This window comes from Pseudomonas sp. AP42 (assembly GCF_001728935.1).
GTDB lineage: Bacteria > Pseudomonadota > Gammaproteobacteria > Pseudomonadales > Pseudomonadaceae > Aquipseudomonas > Aquipseudomonas lactis.
Genome location: NZ_LYSO01000012.1, coordinates 14,530 through 30,949, shown reverse-complemented (window position 1 = coordinate 30,949; position 16,420 = coordinate 14,530). Strand labels below are relative to the sequence as shown.

Here is a 16,420-nt window from a genome sequence, read left to right as displayed (position 1 = left end):
AGGCCTCCCTCGCTCAGATCCCAGAACCGACAGCGCCGGCTTCCAGATCCAGCAGGCGCCGGGCCAGCCGCAGCAGACGAAACAGCTTGACCAGCGCGGTGTCGCTCAATCGCCGGGCCCCGCCGTCACGACGTTGACCCTGGCCGTGCAACAGCGCTGGCAGGTCTGTGATGAGTTGCCCGCTGTCCAAGCCGACGCCGGCTGGCTGCTGACCGGCCAGGGAAACCAGTAGTGCGAGCACGGCGCGTGCGAGCGGCGACGAAGCCTGGGCTGGGGCACGACACGTGAACCCGATGCCATCAGAACGATCCTCGACACACGCGTCCAGGTCGGCCTCGCCCGCGATCTCGCGCGCGAACTGCGCGATGTGGATGCGCAGGCGGTCGGGTGTGTCGAGGCCAGGGTCGATATACCAGATGTCCGAGATGGGATAGAGGCCACCGGCCTGCACGGGAATCGACTGCAAGACGTTGGCCGAGAAGTCGGGCGGCAGCGCATCGCCCAACTGGTCGGCGACCATGCGCTGGATGGACTGGAGCCGCTCCGTCGTGGGTGCCGGAGAGATGATGTGCTCGTCAAGCAGACCGCCATTCGCTGCCGCAGGGCTGGCTGCGGATGCCTCGCTCGGGGCCCCATCGTCCCGGGGCCTTGTCGGCGCGTCGGCAGAGTGGCCCGCAGAAGGTGCAGTTGTAGTGGGGGGCGGTGCCGGTTCGATCGGCGGCCGTGCGATGGCCCCAGGCTCGGGCAATGCCGGCGGCGCCGATGGCGGGGTTGGGTCGCTGACCAGGGCGCGGTGGCGGCTCTCGGATTCGGTCAGGTCCAAGGCGAGCACGTCGTAGTCGATGCCCAGCAGCTCGGACATCTGACCGATCAACTCGTCCTGCACACGCGGCGGCGAGAACTCGTCGGGCTGGACATCAAATTGCGACAGCGCCTCCAGAAAGAAGCTGTCGAAGTCCAGCGGCAGGGAGCGGCCTTTGGCATAGTGCTCCCACGTGCGTTCGCTGGCTTTGCGCATGACCGACAGCCGCTCGACCTGGTGGCGGCCGAGGCCCCCGTATAGGACGGTCGGGATCGCGGGCAGCAGGTAGCGCACCGCGTCAGCCATGCGGCTGATGTGCGACTGCTGGACTGGGAAGCCGTCGGCGGCCAGGCGGCGGGCCAGCTCGGACTGGCTCAGGGTGGTGCCGCTTTCAGCCTCATAGAACTCGCGGGCTTTCTCGACGCCCAGGGCGCGCTCGATGAACGTGAGGCCGCCGCGTAGTTCGTTCTCGGCGAGGTGCCCGGTCAGGGCGACGATCTCTCCGCGCGCAGGCCACGGCCGGAACAGGCACGATATGCGGAAGAAGCGTTCGTCCTTGGTCTCCGCCCAGAGTTCACGCAGGATCGCCAGCCTGGTGTTGCCGCCGTTGCGGATGATGTAGTGCGCCTCGCCAGGACGGCGTGTGATCGCTGGCGCCGCGTCCAGGCCGCGCTCTCGGATGGAGGCCTTGATTTCATCGTAGGCCGAGTTGCGCTTTTTGCGGGGGTCGTGGTCGTAGGGCCGCAACTGGTCCAGCGTCACGACCATCGGCGTGTCGGCGATCGGGTCGCTCAAGGCCGTGGCCGATGGCCCACTGCGCTCGAACCCGGCGGCAAGCAGCTTGCCGGCCATGTCCTGGGAGGTCATCTCAGCCATGACCACATCCCTCGGCGTTGACGGCCCGGGCCATGCGGGCCTCGCGCTCGGCGCGGCGGATCTGTGCACGGGCGTTGAGATCCGCCCGGTAGTCGCTCGCTGTTGAGCTGGTGTAGATGGCGGCGCAGCCGGCCTTGGTGAACTTGAGGTGTCCGCCCCGTGTGCGCTTGACGTGCCAGCCTTCGCTCACCGCAAACTCAATCAGGGCGCGCAGCCGTTTGTGGCCGCGGGCCAGTTCATGTGCGTTCGCCATGTGACCTCCCGGTTTCAATGGAACGAGGAGGACGGCCGGACACGAGGGCAAATCTGTCTTGCCACTGTGGGAACAGTTCGCCGGCGAGCGCGCGCATGGTGTCGAGCGCGGCGGGCGCAACTCTGCCCGGCGGCTGGCGATGCTCGACGCGATGCACCGGCAGGCCGCGGGTTGCGGCGCGCGGATAGGCCTCGATGGCCGGCACGTCGGTGCCCAGCACGCATATGCCGGCATGGTCCTGGAACAGGTCGCGCAGCGCCTGCTGGATCATCCGTGCATTCGCGGACACGGGGTGGACGCGATTGATGAGCAGGTGCAGGGATGGCGGTTCGATGCCGAGGTGCCGGTATGGCGCGATGTCCTCCAGCAACTGCATGGTGCCGCGTCGCAGTTCGCGGGCAGCGAGAATTTCCGGGGTCACGGGCGACAGCGCCAGGTCAGAGGCGAGCACCGCCATCTCCAACAGCACCGAGCGTGCACCCTGGGTGTCGATCAGCACCAGGTCATAAAGCGGCGCCAGCGCCGGCAGCAGGTGCCGCAGTCTCAGGCGTCCGTCTGGCGCGTGCAGTAGCAACGTGTTCAGTTCACCCCGGTGATCGTTCGAGAGCACCAGGTCCAGGCCCGCGATGATGGTGCGGGACACCAACTGATCGAGGGCGCGTTCGTTGAACGCCAGCAACTCATAGATACCGCCGGCAGCGCGGTGTGCCAGCTCGTAATAGGACGACAAGGTCGGCTGCACGTCGAGATCGAGCAGCAGCACACGCAGCCCCGCGTCCGCGGCGAGGCCGCCGAGGTTGGCGGCCGTAGTCGTCTTGCCTACGCCGCCTTTCGTTGAAATTATGGATACGACCTGCATGGCGCTCTCCGTTTGGCGATGGGAAAATCGAGGGGGAGCGGGTCAGGTCCGGTTGTTGAGGCGTTCGGCGATCCACTGGTCGATCTCGACCGAATCCCAGCCCACGGCGCGCACGCCCAGGCGCAACGCCTGCGGAAACTGGCGCTTCTTCATCAGGTTGTAGATGTGGGCGCGTTTGAAGCCGGACTTCGCTTCAACTTCATCGAGCCGCAGGATGCGGCGCTCGTGCGGTGGCAGTACAGGTATTTGCGACATGGCGGTCACTCCTGAACGCTCAGTAGCGTTTGTTGGCGTGACCTCTATTCAATAGACATGGCTGCGGAAAAACATTGCAAATGCAATCTCCGCGACTGCACATACAAGATGGAAGAATTCACGCGGCTGCGCTACGGACATTCTTCCTGGCATTGGCGAACTTGCCGTTCAAGGTTCGCTCCGTGATGCCCATGGTGCCGCCATAGTGGGCGAGCAATGCGGTGACGATGGCCTCCTGCGTCTTGAAGCTGGAGTACGGCACGCCGGATGGGGATTGGCTCAGCATCAGCGTCAGCATGCCGCCGATGATGTTCAGGTATGTAGTTTCCGCCCGATCACTGATCACGCACTGCTTGGGAGCCAGCAGTACGGCGGACTGCTTTAGCAAGACTTCGTGTTGCTGTTGCAGTTCGCGCATCTCGCGTCGGCTATGGTCCAGCGCGGCCTGCAGAGCCAGCCGTTCCAGCAGGATTGCCTGTCCTGTCTCGATGGTGATGAAGGGATGCACCATGCGCTCGCCGCGACTGAACAGAAATCCCGGCCGATGCTCGGGATAGTGGGTGCGCATCCACCGCTTCAGATCGACATGGCGGACGGTCAGATCGAGTGAACTCACCAGATCTGGGTCATTAAGTGTGATCCCGTTCTTGCCGAAGGGTAGTTCGGCGTTGAGGATACCGTCGTAGATGCGTTCCGAGTACAGCCGACACTCGTTCCATCGCGGGCAGTCCAACATCTGCGGCAGACAACGCGGTGATGCGATCGATGCGACGATCACCGCTTCGTACCGCAACAACCCAGCCCACCGTATGGCAGCTTCGATGGGACGATAGAACACCTTTGATAGTGGTGGCTCCTTGTGCATGTTTTCGTCTCCTTTCGGAAGCGCTACATCACCGGCTCCTTCTTGCCCCACCAAGGGGCTGTTTTTTCGTTATGCCTGTGGCTGATGCCTGGGGCGATGCCCTGGAACATGGACGGAAGAGATCATGGCACCCGTCACAGGTGGTTCTCTCTTGCTCGATATGCAAGAATTGACCAGTTGCCGGTCCGTCGAGTAATAAGGAAGAAGCACGCTCGACAATTGCGCTCACGGTGCCAGCGTCATGGGGTGCGTCAAGCACATCAAGACCGATTCGATATGGTCTGATATCCCCACGGTTTCACAAGGCGCAGGGGATTGCATCCGCTGCTCCACGTCCAGAGGGACCTGGAGAAATCCGCGCATGTCATGCTTGTTTCGGCATCCTGATATATCGACATAGCATCTTGCGGCGAAGCATTTTGCTTGGTTCAATCCAACGCACTTTGCGTTCACGCGCCTGCGGTGTGGGCCAAACATGGTCACATCGCATCAGGATGCAGTGCAGTTCTATCGCCCGCTAGGCATCCTGCCTTCCCTTGAACTAGTCCGTGGTGCGAGAAGGCATCCGCCGCTCTTGATAGAAGCATCTTGCTGCCGCGATGACTTTGATGGGCGTGATGCGCGGAACATAGTCCAAGAACTCGACGGCGGTATGCCGCGAAGCCATGAATGACTTGCCCGCTGATTCTTATCCATTAATTCAATAATTGTTGTACTATCGAATCATGAACGAAGATCAAGCCGTTTCCGCCCTGAGCGCCTTGGCGCACACCCAGCGCCTGCGTGTGTTCCGCGCCCTGCTCGTCGCCGGCCCGGAAGGACTCACGCCCAGCGTGCTGGCCGACCAGCTCGACGTGGCCCGCAACACCTTGTCCTTCCATCTGAAGGAACTGGCCCACGCCGGCCTCGTCAGCATCGAGCAGCAAGGCCGCAACCTGATCTATCGCGCCGAATACGACCACATGAACGGCCTGATCGGCTACCTGACCGAGCATTGCTGCCAAGGCGGAGTGTGCGAGGTTTCCGAATCCACCCGCTGCGACTGCTGACGCCATGACCGACACGATCTACAACGCATTGTTCATTTGCACGGGTAATTCCGCCCGCTCCATCCTTGCCGAAGGCATGCTCAACGAGCTGGGCAAGGGCCGCTTCCACGCTTATTCGGCGGGCAGTCACCCCAAGGGCGAGGTTCATCCGCTGGCACTTGCCACGCTGGAGCGGCTGCACCTGCCGACGACCGGCTACCGCAGCAAGAGCTGGGACGAGTTCGTGGCACCGGGTGCGCCGGTGTTCGACTTCATCTTTACAGTTTGCGACAACGCTGCTGGGGAGGCTTGCCCGCTGTGGCCGGGCAAGCCGGTGTCGGCGCATTGGGGCGTCCCTGATCCGGCAGCCGTCGAGGGCACTGAGGAGCAACAGCGCAAAGCGTTCCTCGACGCCGCGATCACGCTGCGCCGACGCATTGAACTGTTCCTGTCGCTGCCGCTCCAGCGCCTGGACGCCATGTCGTTGCAGCGCGAGCTGCGCGACATCGGCCGCCAGTAAGGGCGGCGCGATGACTACAGAAACCGAAGCGGCCGGTCACGCGCCGGCCGCATCTGCCATGAGCAGCTTCGAGCGCTATCTGACCCTGTGGGTGCTGCTGTGCATCGTTGCCGGCATCGCGCTGGGCCAGTTCGCGCCGGGCGCGTTCCAGGCCATTGGCCAGCTGGAAGTCGCCCAGGTCAACCTGCCGGTGGGCTTGCTGATCTGGGTGATGATCGTGCCGATGCTGCTGAAGGTGGACTTCGGCGCACTCGGCCAGGTCAGGCGACACTGGCGCGGCATCGGCGTCACGCTGTTTGTGAACTGGGCGGTCAAGCCGTTTTCGATGGCGCTGCTGGCGTGGATCTTCATCCGCCATGTCTTCGCACAGTGGCTGCCGGCCGGGCAGCTGGACAGCTACATCGCCGGGCTGATCCTGCTGGCCGCCGCGCCCTGCACGGCGATGGTGTTCGTGTGGAGCCGGCTGACCGGCGGCGATCCGGTGTTCACGCTGTCGCAGGTGGCGCTGAACGACACCATCATGGTGTTCGCCTTCGCGCCCGTCGTCGGCCTCCTGCTGGGCCTGTCGTCGATCATCGTGCCATGGGCCACGCTACTGGTGTCGGTCGCGCTCTACATCGTCATTCCTGTCATCCTCGCGCAGCTCTGGCGCCGGGCGCTGCTGCGCCGGGGTCAGGTTGCGTTCGACCGGGCGCTGGAACGTATTGGCCCGCTGTCGATCGCCGCGCTGCTACTGACGCTGGTGCTACTGTTCGCCTTTCAGGGAGAGGCCATTATCCGGCAACCGCTGGTGATCGCCATGCTGGCGGTGCCGATCCTGATCCAGGTGTTCTTCAATTCCGGGCTGGCGTACTGGCTCAACCGCAAGGTAGGCGAGAAGCACAGCATCGCCGGCCCCTCGGCACTGATCGGCGCGAGCAACTTCTTCGAGCTGGCCGTGGCCGCCGCCATCAGTCTGTTCGGCTTCCACTCGGGCGCGGCGCTGGCCACCGTGGTTGGCGTGCTGATCGAGGTGCCGGTGATGCTGCTGGTGGTGCGCGTGGTCAACCGCTCGCGCGGCTGGTACGAGCGCCAAGCGTAATCATGGACAACACCATCCCGCGCTCTCGCGGCTGGCTGATTCCCTCGCTCGGACTGACGCAGATCGTCGCGTGGGGGTCGATGTTCTACGCCTACGGCGTCCTGATGCAGCCCATGCAGGACGAACTCGGCCTGTCCAAGCCCGCCATCGTCGGGGCTTATTCGGTGGCCTTGCTGATCTCGGGACTGCTTTCGACCGCGGCCGGCAGCATCATCGACCGCATCGGTGGACGTCTGCTGATGGGAAGCGGCGCCTTGCTGGCCGCCGTCATGCTCGCGTGCCTCTCGCGGGTACACAACGCGACGGAGCTTTACCTCGTGTGGGCCGGTATCGGCGTGGCCATGAGCGCGACCTTGTACCAGCCGGCCTTCGCGGTCATCACGCAGGTCCATGGCAGCAACTATCGCCGGGCGATCACGCACCTGACGTTGTTCGGCGGTTTCGCCAGCACGGTATTCTGGCCGCTGACGCAAACGCTGTTGCAACACGTCGGCTGGCGCGAGGTCTGGTTGATCTATGCGGCCGCGAACCTGCTGATCTGCCTGCCCATCCATGCCAGCCTGCCAAAGGGACGCGGCCCGGCACACGGCACACCCCCAGCGCGGACGGAAACCCGATCCCGCAATCTCACCGCGGTCATGCGCGAACCGGTGTTCTATCTCGTCACGGCGGCTGTGACGCTGAATGCACTGGTGTTCGCGGCGATGTCGCTGCACATGATCCCAGTCTTGCAGGCACATGGCATCTCTGCCGCAAATGCGGCCTGGGTCGGTGCGCTGATCGGGCCAATGCAGGTACTCGGCCGTGTGGTGCAAGCCACGGTCGGCAAGCGGGCCAGCACGCGCCAGGTCGGCATGGCGGCCATCAGTCTGCTGCCGCTGTCATTGCTCCTGCTCTTTGCTTCCGAGCAGTGGCTGCCGGTGTATGTCGTGTTTGCCGCGCTCTACGGCATCGGCAATGGCGTCATGACGATCGTACGAGGCGCCTTGCCCGCCGAGCTGTACGGTCGGGCCGCTTATGGCGCCATCAGCGGCGCGATGGCGACACCCGTGCAGATCGCAGTGGCCGCCGGCCCCTTCGTGGCCTCGCTGCTGTATTCCGCCGGCAACGGCTATCCCGGCACGCTGCTGGCCCTGACCGGCATCAGCGCGGCGGGCGCGATCCTGTTCGGCTATGTGATCAGGCATCTGCGCCAGCAATCCATGCTTCTCTCGAACGAAGGCACCTCGACATGAGCCACATCACGATCTACCACAATCCCGATTGCGGCACGTCACGCAACGTCCTCAGCCTGATTCGCAACAGCGGCGAGGAACCGGCTGTCATCGAATATCTGAAGACACCGCCCGACCGCGACATGCTGAAGGCGCTGATCGCCGCGATGGGCATCCCGGTACGCGCGGTGCTGCGCGAGAAAGGCACGCCGTATGCGGAACTCGGCCTGGGAGATCAGAAGTGGAGCGACGAGCAATTGATCGACTTCATGCTCCAACATCCGATCCTCATCAACCGACCTATCGTGGTCACGCCGCTGGGCACGCGCCTGTGCCGCCCGTCGGAAACAGTGCTCGACATCCTGCCGCAACCGCAGCGCGGCGCGTTCAACAAGGAAGACGGCGAGCCGGTAGTGGATGTGGAGGGCCGTCGTGTCTGAATCCCGTCTCGACCTGCCGAACATCGACGCCGCATTGCTCCAGCCGCCGGACATGGAACGGCTACTGGCACCCGAACGTTCCACCCATGCGCCACGCTTCCTGCTGCTCTACGGCTCGCTGCGCGAACGCTCGTTTAGCCGACTGGCCGCCGAAGAGGCAGCCCGCGTGCTGCGGGCGTTGGGCGGCGAGACGCGGCTGTTCAACCCGTCGGGCCTGCCGCTGGTGGATGACGCGACCGAGGATCATCCCAAGGTCAGGGAACTGCGCGAACTCGCGCAGTGGGCCGAGGGTATGGTGTGGAGTTCGCCGGAGCGCCATGGCGCGATGTCCGGCCTGATGAAAACGCAGATCGACTGGATTCCGCTGTCAGTCGGCGCGGTGCGTCCGACTCAGGGCAAGACGCTGGCAGTGATGCAGGTGTCGGGCGGCTCGCAATCTTTCAATGCTGTCAATCAGATGCGCGTGCTGGGCCGCTGGATGCGGATGCTGACCGTCCCCAACCAGTCCTCGGTCGCCAAGGCGTATCAAGAATTCGATGAAGCGGGACGCATGAAACCGTCGGCCTACTACGACCGCATTGTGGACGTGATGGAGGAACTGATGAAGTTCACGCTGCTCACGCGCGATGCGTCGCCGTATCTGGTGGACAGGTATAGCGAGCGCAAGGAAAGCGCCGAGGCGTTGACCAAGCGCATGCAGCAGGCGGTAATCTGATAACCCCTGATTCCATTCGCCTATCGCCGCACGACGGCCTTGGCCACTGGAGGCCCCATTGCATCGCGACAGCATCGTAGGGCGGTGCGACTGCGAAAAGAGCAGTCCTTGGACTTCAATGGAAGTCGTTGGATGAACTTTGTTGCCGAGGGCGAAAAACAAGGCTATAATTCAGGCCTTCGCTGCTCACCACAGCGGAGAAAGTGATTGGGAAACAGAGACTTATCGCTCTAGTGCATGACTCGTTTCCCGCTCCAAGCATAAAAGAAAAAGCCACTCTAACGAGTGGCTTTTTTTTTGCCTGTGTGATTTACGGAATGGACGCTTAGGCGTCTTTTTTTGTTTGTGCGCACACCCGTAGGGTGCGCGCTCAAGTTCGTATTGTTACTAGATCCGCTCAGTTCGCCTGGGTCGCCAGGCGAACTACTGTTCGCTCAACTTCCCGACGCGCCTGGACGCTTGGCGAGGGCGTCACTTCTGGCACCGATAATCCTGAGTCACGGTGGTTTCCAGGCAGTGGAATTGCCCCATCGTGCGACACACGGATTTTTGTGCGCCTGCGCGCTCAGCGCGCGCGTAGTTCCAAAATTGGCAGCGCCCCGTGGCAATCGCCAACCCTTGAGACTACCGGATCTGAGCGTACTCAAACGGCGTACATACGTAGAAGAGTTGCACAAGCCCGTCGGACGGGTTGCCGCCGGTGGCCTCCCAATATTTCGGCGTTGCGCAGCCTGCAATGAGCGGTAGGGCGATGGCGACGATGACGGATTTCATTGTCGAGGACGATCCTTCAAGAGTAAAACATGACGTTTGTAGGAGGTGTTTTCACTAGCCTGTCTCAGCGTCGGTTGCCTAAGGCGGCCCAAACTTGACCGACTGGCAGCCACTGGAGAGCAGCAATTCGCCTTCATCGGCTTCAAACCCGACGACCTTCCTGTCCTGGTCCACGGTGATGGAAAGGATGCAGCGATTCGGGTTATTGACGGTTGCCCAATAGTTGGTGTGCACCATCACGTTGCCCTGCCTTTCCGCGCTTTGTGCCACCACCTCATTGCTGTTGTAGGAAGTATCGCGGTACCACTGCATCACCACATGCTGGTCGTCCGCGGTGCGGTCCATTTTTTGCGGCGGCCCAAAAAAATTAATTGCGTCCTGCGCCGCACGCCCCTTCCACTGGCTGCGGGCATACATCTCCGGCACGGTGTCAAAGCTGACGCAGCCGGTCTGCAGCAGCACGAGGGCCAGGGCCAATGCGCCTGTGTATTTCATGTCGATCACTCATAGTTCAAGCATGCCAGTCGGCGCTGAAGGTTATTTTTTCTCAGGGGCGCCCAAGAGGAAGTTGAGGTCGCGCATCACGTCCTCGGTGCTGCTCTTCCTGGATTCAATGCGGATCGGCTGATTACCCGGCAACTGATTGAAGAGGCCTTGCTGCGTGATCGCTACCAGTTGTGCGTTGTCGATGGAGCCGACGCCCATCGGCATCATGGCGTTGGACTTACGTTTGCCTGGTGCGCAGGCGAAGTCATAGCCACGCTCCAGCCAGCTCTTGGGCACCGGCACCCAGCGTTCAGGCGCCGGCAGCACCGTGGTGGCCCCGGCGCGCAGGTAGGCGGTGGCCGAGTTCACCCTGAGCTGTCGCTCCGGGCATTGCAGCTCCAGCGCGTAGCTCACGTAGTTGGGACTGTTGGGGCTTTCAAACACCTGCACGACTGTCAGCAGTGTGTTTTGCGGGTGTTGTTGTGTGGCTTTTACCGACTGTGCATCGGCGAAGAACAGGTCTCTGTTGGGCGTGTCGCCGGTGCCAAAGATCATCCACCAGTCGGTGGCCACTGCGGGGGCTGCGCTTAGCGATAAGAGGGCGAAGGTCGAACCTGCGAGCAGGCGCTTTCGCAAACCGAGGGTGATGTTGTTGTACATGGTCAATCGACTCCTGTCGTGGACGCTGGGAGGGCCAAGGCTCAATCAAACGAGCGAGTGGGCACATCCTAGGCAGTGTCATCCGTGGGCTTCAATAACGTGGGAGCAATCAGGACGCATCCTGCGAACCCATGCGCTTGGTCTGTAGGAGGTGTCTTTCAATGGCGTAGTGGGTGGCTTATCCAAGCATTGAAAAAGCCTCGGAAATTGAATGGATGCCTAAGAGTTGGGGGCGCACTTCACCTTCGGCAGTCGATTGCGCGGACTCTTACGCCCCAAACGAACATCTATCGGATGCTGAGCCCTGACGCAGGTATAGCGTGCTGAGCTTTTCAGGCCTTTGCAGAAGATGAGCATGCTTACGCGTTACGCAAAGATGGCCACTTCACCTTCGTCCAGCACGTGCTGAGCATGGACACCACCTTTGCCGACAACGCCGCCATGTGGCGAGCGATCAGCGCCCCGTGTCTATGGTACGTTGCGTACTGGCTGATCATTGCCGGGGAGGCACTGACAGCCACATGCTGGGCGCAGGTGTGCTGATGTTGTGGCGCGCCCGGCACGCCGACGTCCATCCCCATAGGCCGGTGCGCGCGATGCCCGCACCGGTTGTCAGGGTTACTTCGTGCAGGCCAGGCGCGAGTACTTCGGCGGCTCAAGCAGGATGCCTGGAGTCATGACCGTCGAGCAGTTGAACACACGGCCCTTGGCGGCGGAGTCTAGGAGTGCGTAGTGGGCCCCACAATCACCTGGAGGAAATCGAGACGGAAGCTACCGTGGAGCGTGTTGTGGCTGACGGAAATCGGCTACAACAACCCAAGCGGTTATCCGGCTCTGCCACGCCGCATGACGCGCCCAATGCTCACCCGAATGAGCTAAGCGACATGGGAACTGGAACCGGTGAACGCGGCGTTTATACTCAGTGAACCCGCAGTGTGAAAAAGGCAAAAAAATACATGGAGCTACACAAGGAGCAAGGAATGGGCTATGGGCAGGGGAAAGAAACGCGCACAGGGCGACGATCAACGATGCTTCGCGCTGCCAGCGCGGAATGTTCCGGCGTGCGTCTGCGGGTAGTGCTGTCGGAGTGCAAGATCGTGCCAATGGATTTCGCGCTATTTCTGAAGATCAGCCCCCAGCGGCTGACCAACTGGTTTTCTCGTGGTATCCCGCACTCGCAGCTCGATAGGATCGCAGGACTGTTGAGCGTTAATGCACAATGGCTGGAAACAGGGGCTGGGGAAAAATTCCCGGCGACAGGCGAGTAGCGAGCCCTGCGGGAGCACATAGCAGGATTCCCCAACCGCAGGGTGGGCGTCCCTTGAGATGACGAAAGTGATGAAGGTATGACGCGGCCAATGCGCCGTTGACGTACTGCGGTCTTTGACTAGGGCTTGGCGGCGGGTGTCTGTCAAACCGCATCAGGCACATGCCGGCTTTATGGCCGGTAGTCAGTACTCATCCAGCAGAAACACCGCCGTAAGGTTCCGGTCCGCTTGCGTGAAGACACAGAGGTCCAACCCGTCACTGATGACATAGGACGACAGCAGGTAACCGCCGAGCTTCAGAGCAGCATCGTTGTAGCGCCGATGTTCTGCGCGCACATCGCCCCAATCGCCGCAGATGTGCCGGCGTACGTAGGGAAGTGGGTCGAGCAGATCCTGTCGGATCAGGGCGTCGACACAGCGGGAGATGGTCAGGCCACCGAAGGGAAATCGTGGCTGAAGGCTGAGGAGGGCGGACATGGGGATGCGCAGTTCCTCCACGGCGATGGGGCTTCGTACTCTAGCAAGGTCGAACGTTCCGACGGCGAGGTCGCGGTCACAATCACGCACGTGATGGCGTTGCTTGTGGGGTCGGCAGGCGTGCTTTGGCTGGGTAGGACAGTTCCATGGGGGGCCGGCTCTTGGCGACGTGTCCAACCCCGCAGGTACTTCATCGTTGGCTGACCCATGACGGTGTCACTTTTTATGGGTGAGGGCGTTCGGCTCCGCTGGTTTCCTTGACCGCAAACATCAGGCAGCGCACCGCTTCACGATCCTGTTCCGACAAGCAACGGTAGTAGTGGACCAGACGCTCTTCCTCTCGGTTGAGCTGTCGGGGCCGCAGGGCTGTACCAAGGGCGGTACGCAATGAGGGGAAAAGCGAAGTATTTTGCATAATCCAAGTTCTTCATGAGATGAATGGAGACGTGGGCTTATTGCCCGGAACAACTGAATAGATAACGTTTATTATAGAAAAGGGCTCGTCATTTTTCGTGACTGCTTGGTATTTCAGATGGGGCCGTCGGAAGTGTTTGGCGAAGGTGTAGGAACGATCTTTCGAGGGCGACTGAATAGAGGCACGATTGAGTGAAGAGCTTGCCAACTGGCATCAATCATCAGGTTGCCGGTGGAAAAGCGCTGGCCTGTCAAAAACGGGTCATCTCCATGTAGTGCAGGGCCTTTTTGGCTGAGGCGGCCGCTGCGGTCGTCTTGGATGCAGGCCAGCAGGCTGCCCTGGGTGCGCAGCACTTCATCATTAATTGCCCCGAAGTCGCAGATCACCCGGCCATTGAGGTTGAGTTGGCGTTGGTCGGGTCGGGTCAGGGTTTCCAAGTTGCCCAGGGCGTCGTACGCGTATTGCAGGTCACCGGCATCACTGCTTTCGCTGAGCAGTTGATCGAGGGCGTCATAGCGAAATTTCAGTTGCTGCTGTTCGCCGTTGTGCGCTTTAAAAGTGATCGCCAGCAGGTTGTCGTCCGCGTCTTGTGTTTGGGCAGTTCGTAGGGCGGCAGGTTGGTCTGTCTGTAGGCGGCCCCAGTGGCGATCGGCTGGTCAGGATCTCCGTCCAGGTGGCTGATCACTAACTCCTGGCCTACGCGCGGGATCGCGATGGAGCCCCAGGTCGCCCCGGCCCAGCCTTGGGTGACGCGGACAAAGAATAAGACGTACCGAGGCCGCTACCAAAGGATTCCTCCTGCAAACTGGTGTGTTGCTTGCCTTCGTGCTTGATGGCGATGGTGCGCCAGCGGTCGTTGAAGTCCTCACGGGGATGATCGTTGAGGTCGAAGGCCAACCCCGGTTGCAGGCGTTCATCGTCGCCTTCCAAATGGGCCAACTTGGCGTCGTTGCGTAGCGCCGTTAGGCGCGTGTTGGTGAAGGGCTTGCCAGCGATGTCGCGTTTGTAGCGGCCGGGGTAACAACCCGATTACACAGCGCAGTTTTGAAGGGTTTGTGTTGCCCAGGACCTTGTTGGAAGAGCGCAAAACGAAGAGGGACCTGAACAAGGTTGGGGGTGTTGTCGCAATAGCTTTCAGCGATGAGCGCCCATAAGTCAGCGATCACACACCACCCGCTCGACACGCACCGTTGGCAGTGTCATTTGTATTTCGAATGTACCGAGTGAGGCCTTGCAGCAATTGGGAGAAACGTTGGGCATAGATATCCCCCTGCGATGGAAGCAGTCAAGTGCTGTTGATTTCCAGCTGCACGCTGGGCACGCCGAGAGAGGAGGCAAATAGTGTGAGCGTATGATGCTTGGCGGCAGGGAAGTAGTCGTCTGAGACGTTGCGAAGCCCTTCCTTGCGCAAGGCTTTGCGTAAGGAAGGGACGATATCCGTGCGGCCCAGCAACGACGCCCCTTCCATGGTGCCAAAGTCGACATCGTAGGGGCGCGAGGTGCTGCTGCCTTGGAGGTCAATCAATAGCTTGGGCTTGTGCTGTTTGATCAGCTCGGCGACTTCGGCCTTGAAGGCATTGTCGTCATAGTAGTTGGGGTCGGATGGGCTGCGGTATTGGGTATAAATGACCGTTGCGCAGGTTAAGGTATTGAGCAGTTTGGCCAGCGCCGCCGTGCCTGCGCCGTCGGAAAAACGATAGCTGCCTTCTCGATAGGGCTTCGTGGCGTGGGGCGCGGTGATGAGCACGGGCGTACTGCCTTTGAGGACAGCATACCAAGCAGTGTCGGTGGGGGCGGCTGTGGCACTTTGAGCCTCGATCGCTGTTTCAATCGCTATCGCGTCTTGTATCTGCGACGGCTCGATGAGGGCACGTTCTGCCTGCACCACCCCATGGTGGTGAACACGCCGATCACCAGCGTTACGCTGATGCTACGTGAACGCAGGTTCATGAGCGGATGCTCAGGCCGGGCGTGGCCGCAGTTTTTTTGTGATGCGCGCGCACCCTGTAATCTGGTTGAACTGCACGTAATGGGCTTGCGCCGTCCATTCCTCGACCAGGATCAAATACTTGGCCGGCGGATTGATCTGGCGCAGATAGCCGCACAGCAGACGGGTGCGTCGCGCGTTCATCGGTTGCTTTAGCGTCAAGATGACGTTGTCTGCGGCACGGCATTCACTGATCTCCATGACTGAGCCCCTCATCGAGTGCTGGCGGCAAACGTGCTGGCCCAGTCTCAGAGGCTGGGGATTTTCGCCGCGTGGCGTTCATTCTCAGGTGGGGCGTCGCAGGCGTCTACTGTCATACTTGACAGTCCTTTAGCCGGTTGTGCACTGCCGTGACCCATTCCTCGACGTAACGGGCGTTAAATTATTCAGGGGTAAAGATCGTCGACTACATGCGCTCAGCTTCACGTGACAGTAGGCTACCTCACCTTGCGACTTAACCCCGGTGTCTTCCCCGTAATGCGTTTGAATGCGCGACTGAAAGCCGCCTGGGATGTATAGCCCAAGCGTTGTGCTACCTCTTCGATCGGCAGCCTTTCGAGGGTCAGCCATTGGCTTGCAAGCCGCATTCGCAGTTCGGTGACATAGCGCAGCGGCGTCATGCCAATCGTCACCTGGAAGCGGTCCGCGAAGGCCGAGCGTGAGGTGTTGCATTGCGCTGCCAATTGCGCAACGGTCCAGTCGCGGCCCGGTTGTTGATGGAGCGCTAGCAGTGCACCGGCCAAGCGGGGGTCGCGTAAAGCGGCGACCAGGCCAGAGGCATTACCGCAAGCGCACTCCACCCAGCCGCGAACGATCATGGCGGCCACCACGTCGGCCAACCGCGCGAGGATACCGGCGAAGCCCACACGTGCGGCGCTGACTTCGCGCTCCATGGTGGTCAGAATAGGCACCAGTCCAGGGTAGCGCTGGCCGTCGGCATCAATCAACATCAGGCCCGGCATCAGTTTGCCGAGGCCATGGATGCTGCCCAGTTCAAACTCCATACAACCACTGAACAAAATGGTGCTCGGCGTTGGGCTGGCATCGGTTCCGGTGTGCACCGCGCTCACGGTGTCACCGAGGGGGACGCCGTCTAGGCGGTCGATGTCCTGAACGGGCACATCCGCATGGGAATACAGTTGATGGGCCGCGCCATGGGAGATGAACACGGCGTTGCCGGCAGACAGCGCATAGGTGGTGCCGTCCTCCATTCGCAGGACCGCATTGCCGACGGCCATGAAATGGAACCAGGCATGCCCAGGTTTTTCAGCGAAGCCCAAACCGAAACTCGGACTGGTTTGTATACGCCGGTATTCGACGCCACGCAGGCGCATGCCGCGCAACAGCTCGTTGATGAGATCCGAGGCAAGAGCAAATGGTTCTGCAGACATTGTTCAGGTGTTTTAGTCAAAAATGAGAGATTTTGGATCATAGATCATCCAGAT

Annotated in this window: 21 protein-coding genes and 2 pseudogenes; 8 read left to right on the top strand and 15 right to left on the bottom strand. The window is 61.3% G+C overall.

The genetic code is table 11. The annotated features are described in order from the left end of the window. Positions 1-13 precede the first annotated feature (13 nt). The 5 genes from A7K61_RS06945 to A7K61_RS06925 all read right to left on the bottom strand — a co-directional run bounded on the left by A7K61_RS06945 (position 14) and on the right by A7K61_RS06925 (position 3,910). The gene (locus A7K61_RS06945; RefSeq protein WP_009876572.1) at positions 14-1,678 is read right to left on the bottom strand and encodes a ParB family protein; all 1,665 of its coding nucleotides are present in this window, start codon (positions 1,676-1,678) and stop codon (positions 14-16) included. Beyond that, complete coding sequence (locus A7K61_RS06940) at positions 1,671-1,931, bottom strand: hypothetical protein (RefSeq protein ID WP_009876571.1); 261 nt, start codon at positions 1,929-1,931, stop codon at positions 1,671-1,673. Before A7K61_RS06940 ends, A7K61_RS06945 begins: the two co-directional genes overlap by 8 nt. Further along, a complete protein-coding gene (locus A7K61_RS06935) occupies positions 1,915-2,790 on the bottom strand; it encodes a ParA family protein (protein WP_011871433.1) in 876 nt (291 codons plus the stop codon). Before A7K61_RS06935 ends, A7K61_RS06940 begins: the two co-directional genes overlap by 17 nt. Positions 2,791-2,832: 42 nt before the next feature. Further along, on the bottom strand, positions 2,833-3,045 hold the full coding sequence (locus tag A7K61_RS06930; protein ID WP_009876569.1) for an AlpA family transcriptional regulator: 213 nt from the start codon (positions 3,043-3,045) through the stop codon (positions 2,833-2,835). Positions 3,046-3,163: 118 nt separating this feature from the next. Further along, positions 3,164-3,910: a hypothetical protein gene (locus tag A7K61_RS06925; RefSeq protein WP_011871432.1), complete on the bottom strand. Its 747-nt coding sequence runs from the start codon at positions 3,908-3,910 to the stop codon at positions 3,164-3,166. Positions 3,911-4,635: 725 nt separating this feature from the next. Here A7K61_RS06925 and A7K61_RS06920 point away from each other — a divergent pair. From A7K61_RS06920 to arsH, 6 genes are read left to right on the top strand one after another with little or no spacing between them, the layout of a single operon-like run. Continuing rightward, on the top strand, positions 4,636-4,959 hold the full coding sequence (locus tag A7K61_RS06920) for a helix-turn-helix transcriptional regulator (protein WP_069557271.1): 324 nt from the start codon (positions 4,636-4,638) through the stop codon (positions 4,957-4,959). A 4-nt stretch (positions 4,960-4,963) separates the two neighbouring features. Further along, complete coding sequence (locus tag A7K61_RS06915; RefSeq protein ID WP_009876566.1) at positions 4,964-5,458, top strand: arsenate reductase ArsC; 495 nt, start codon at positions 4,964-4,966, stop codon at positions 5,456-5,458. Between the two features lie 10 nt (positions 5,459-5,468). Then, positions 5,469-6,539, top strand: a complete 1,071-nt coding sequence (gene arsB / locus A7K61_RS06910) for an ACR3 family arsenite efflux transporter (RefSeq protein ID WP_011871431.1) — start codon at positions 5,469-5,471, stop codon at positions 6,537-6,539. Between the two features lie 2 nt (positions 6,540-6,541). Continuing rightward, on the top strand, positions 6,542-7,774 hold the full coding sequence (locus A7K61_RS06905; RefSeq protein ID WP_009876564.1) for an MFS transporter: 1,233 nt from the start codon (positions 6,542-6,544) through the stop codon (positions 7,772-7,774). Further along, complete coding sequence (gene arsC, locus A7K61_RS06900; protein WP_009876563.1) at positions 7,771-8,193, top strand: arsenate reductase (glutaredoxin); 423 nt, start codon at positions 7,771-7,773, stop codon at positions 8,191-8,193. The genes A7K61_RS06905 and arsC overlap by 4 nt, the downstream gene beginning before the upstream one ends. After that, positions 8,186-8,908, top strand: coding sequence for an arsenical resistance protein ArsH (gene arsH, locus A7K61_RS06895; RefSeq protein ID WP_011871430.1), 723 nt, complete (start codon positions 8,186-8,188; stop codon positions 8,906-8,908). Before arsC ends, arsH begins: the two co-directional genes overlap by 8 nt. 471 nt (positions 8,909-9,379) lie before the next feature. Here the strand turns inward: arsH and yecR are convergent, their stop codons facing one another. From yecR to A7K61_RS06880, 4 genes are all read right to left on the bottom strand, one after another. Beyond that, positions 9,380-9,523: a YecR family lipoprotein gene (gene yecR / locus A7K61_RS33590; RefSeq protein ID WP_238597322.1), complete on the bottom strand. Its 144-nt coding sequence runs from the start codon at positions 9,521-9,523 to the stop codon at positions 9,380-9,382. A gap of 9 nt (positions 9,524-9,532) precedes the next feature. Continuing rightward, positions 9,533-9,682, bottom strand: coding sequence for a hypothetical protein (locus A7K61_RS33585; RefSeq protein WP_238597323.1), 150 nt, complete (start codon positions 9,680-9,682; stop codon positions 9,533-9,535). Between the two features lie 78 nt (positions 9,683-9,760). Further along, positions 9,761-10,177: a hypothetical protein gene (locus A7K61_RS06885; protein WP_069557270.1), complete on the bottom strand. Its 417-nt coding sequence runs from the start codon at positions 10,175-10,177 to the stop codon at positions 9,761-9,763. Positions 10,178-10,219: 42 nt separating this feature from the next. Then, the gene (locus A7K61_RS06880; protein WP_069557269.1) at positions 10,220-10,828 is read right to left on the bottom strand and encodes a hypothetical protein; all 609 of its coding nucleotides are present in this window, start codon (positions 10,826-10,828) and stop codon (positions 10,220-10,222) included. 381 nt (positions 10,829-11,209) lie between these two features. On the opposite strand from A7K61_RS06880, the pseudogene A7K61_RS33580 reads away from it, so the two are divergent. Both A7K61_RS33580 and A7K61_RS06870 read left to right on the top strand, forming a co-directional pair. Continuing rightward, positions 11,210-11,397, top strand: a pseudogene (locus tag A7K61_RS33580) (DUF2165 family protein); the annotation flags it as partial. Between the two features lie 366 nt (positions 11,398-11,763). Beyond that, positions 11,764-12,096 carry a hypothetical protein gene (locus A7K61_RS06870; RefSeq protein WP_139129467.1) on the top strand — a complete coding sequence of 111 codons (333 nt, stop codon included), beginning with the start codon at positions 11,764-11,766 and terminating at the stop codon, positions 12,094-12,096. 183 nt (positions 12,097-12,279) lie between these two features. Here the strand turns inward: A7K61_RS06870 and A7K61_RS31065 are convergent, their stop codons facing one another. From A7K61_RS31065 to A7K61_RS06845, 6 genes and pseudogenes are all read right to left on the bottom strand, one after another. Continuing rightward, the gene (locus tag A7K61_RS31065; RefSeq protein WP_078468070.1) at positions 12,280-12,573 is read right to left on the bottom strand and encodes a hypothetical protein; all 294 of its coding nucleotides are present in this window, start codon (positions 12,571-12,573) and stop codon (positions 12,280-12,282) included. Between the two features lie 528 nt (positions 12,574-13,101). After that, positions 13,102-13,455, bottom strand: coding sequence for a hypothetical protein (locus tag A7K61_RS33575; protein WP_234454922.1), 354 nt, complete (start codon positions 13,453-13,455; stop codon positions 13,102-13,104). A gap of 107 nt (positions 13,456-13,562) precedes the next feature. Beyond that, positions 13,563-14,008, bottom strand: a pseudogene (locus tag A7K61_RS31050) (contractile injection system protein, VgrG/Pvc8 family); the annotation flags it as partial. Positions 14,009-14,273: 265 nt separating this feature from the next. Further along, the gene (locus A7K61_RS06855; protein ID WP_153046045.1) at positions 14,274-14,873 is read right to left on the bottom strand and encodes a ketol-acid reductoisomerase; all 600 of its coding nucleotides are present in this window, start codon (positions 14,871-14,873) and stop codon (positions 14,274-14,276) included. Positions 14,874-14,948: 75 nt separating this feature from the next. Then, complete coding sequence (locus A7K61_RS06850; RefSeq protein WP_069557263.1) at positions 14,949-15,176, bottom strand: hypothetical protein; 228 nt, start codon at positions 15,174-15,176, stop codon at positions 14,949-14,951. A gap of 236 nt (positions 15,177-15,412) precedes the next feature. Beyond that, positions 15,413-16,366, bottom strand: a complete 954-nt coding sequence (locus tag A7K61_RS06845; protein ID WP_044273245.1) for an AraC family transcriptional regulator — start codon at positions 16,364-16,366, stop codon at positions 15,413-15,415. Positions 16,367-16,420 lie beyond the last annotated feature (54 nt).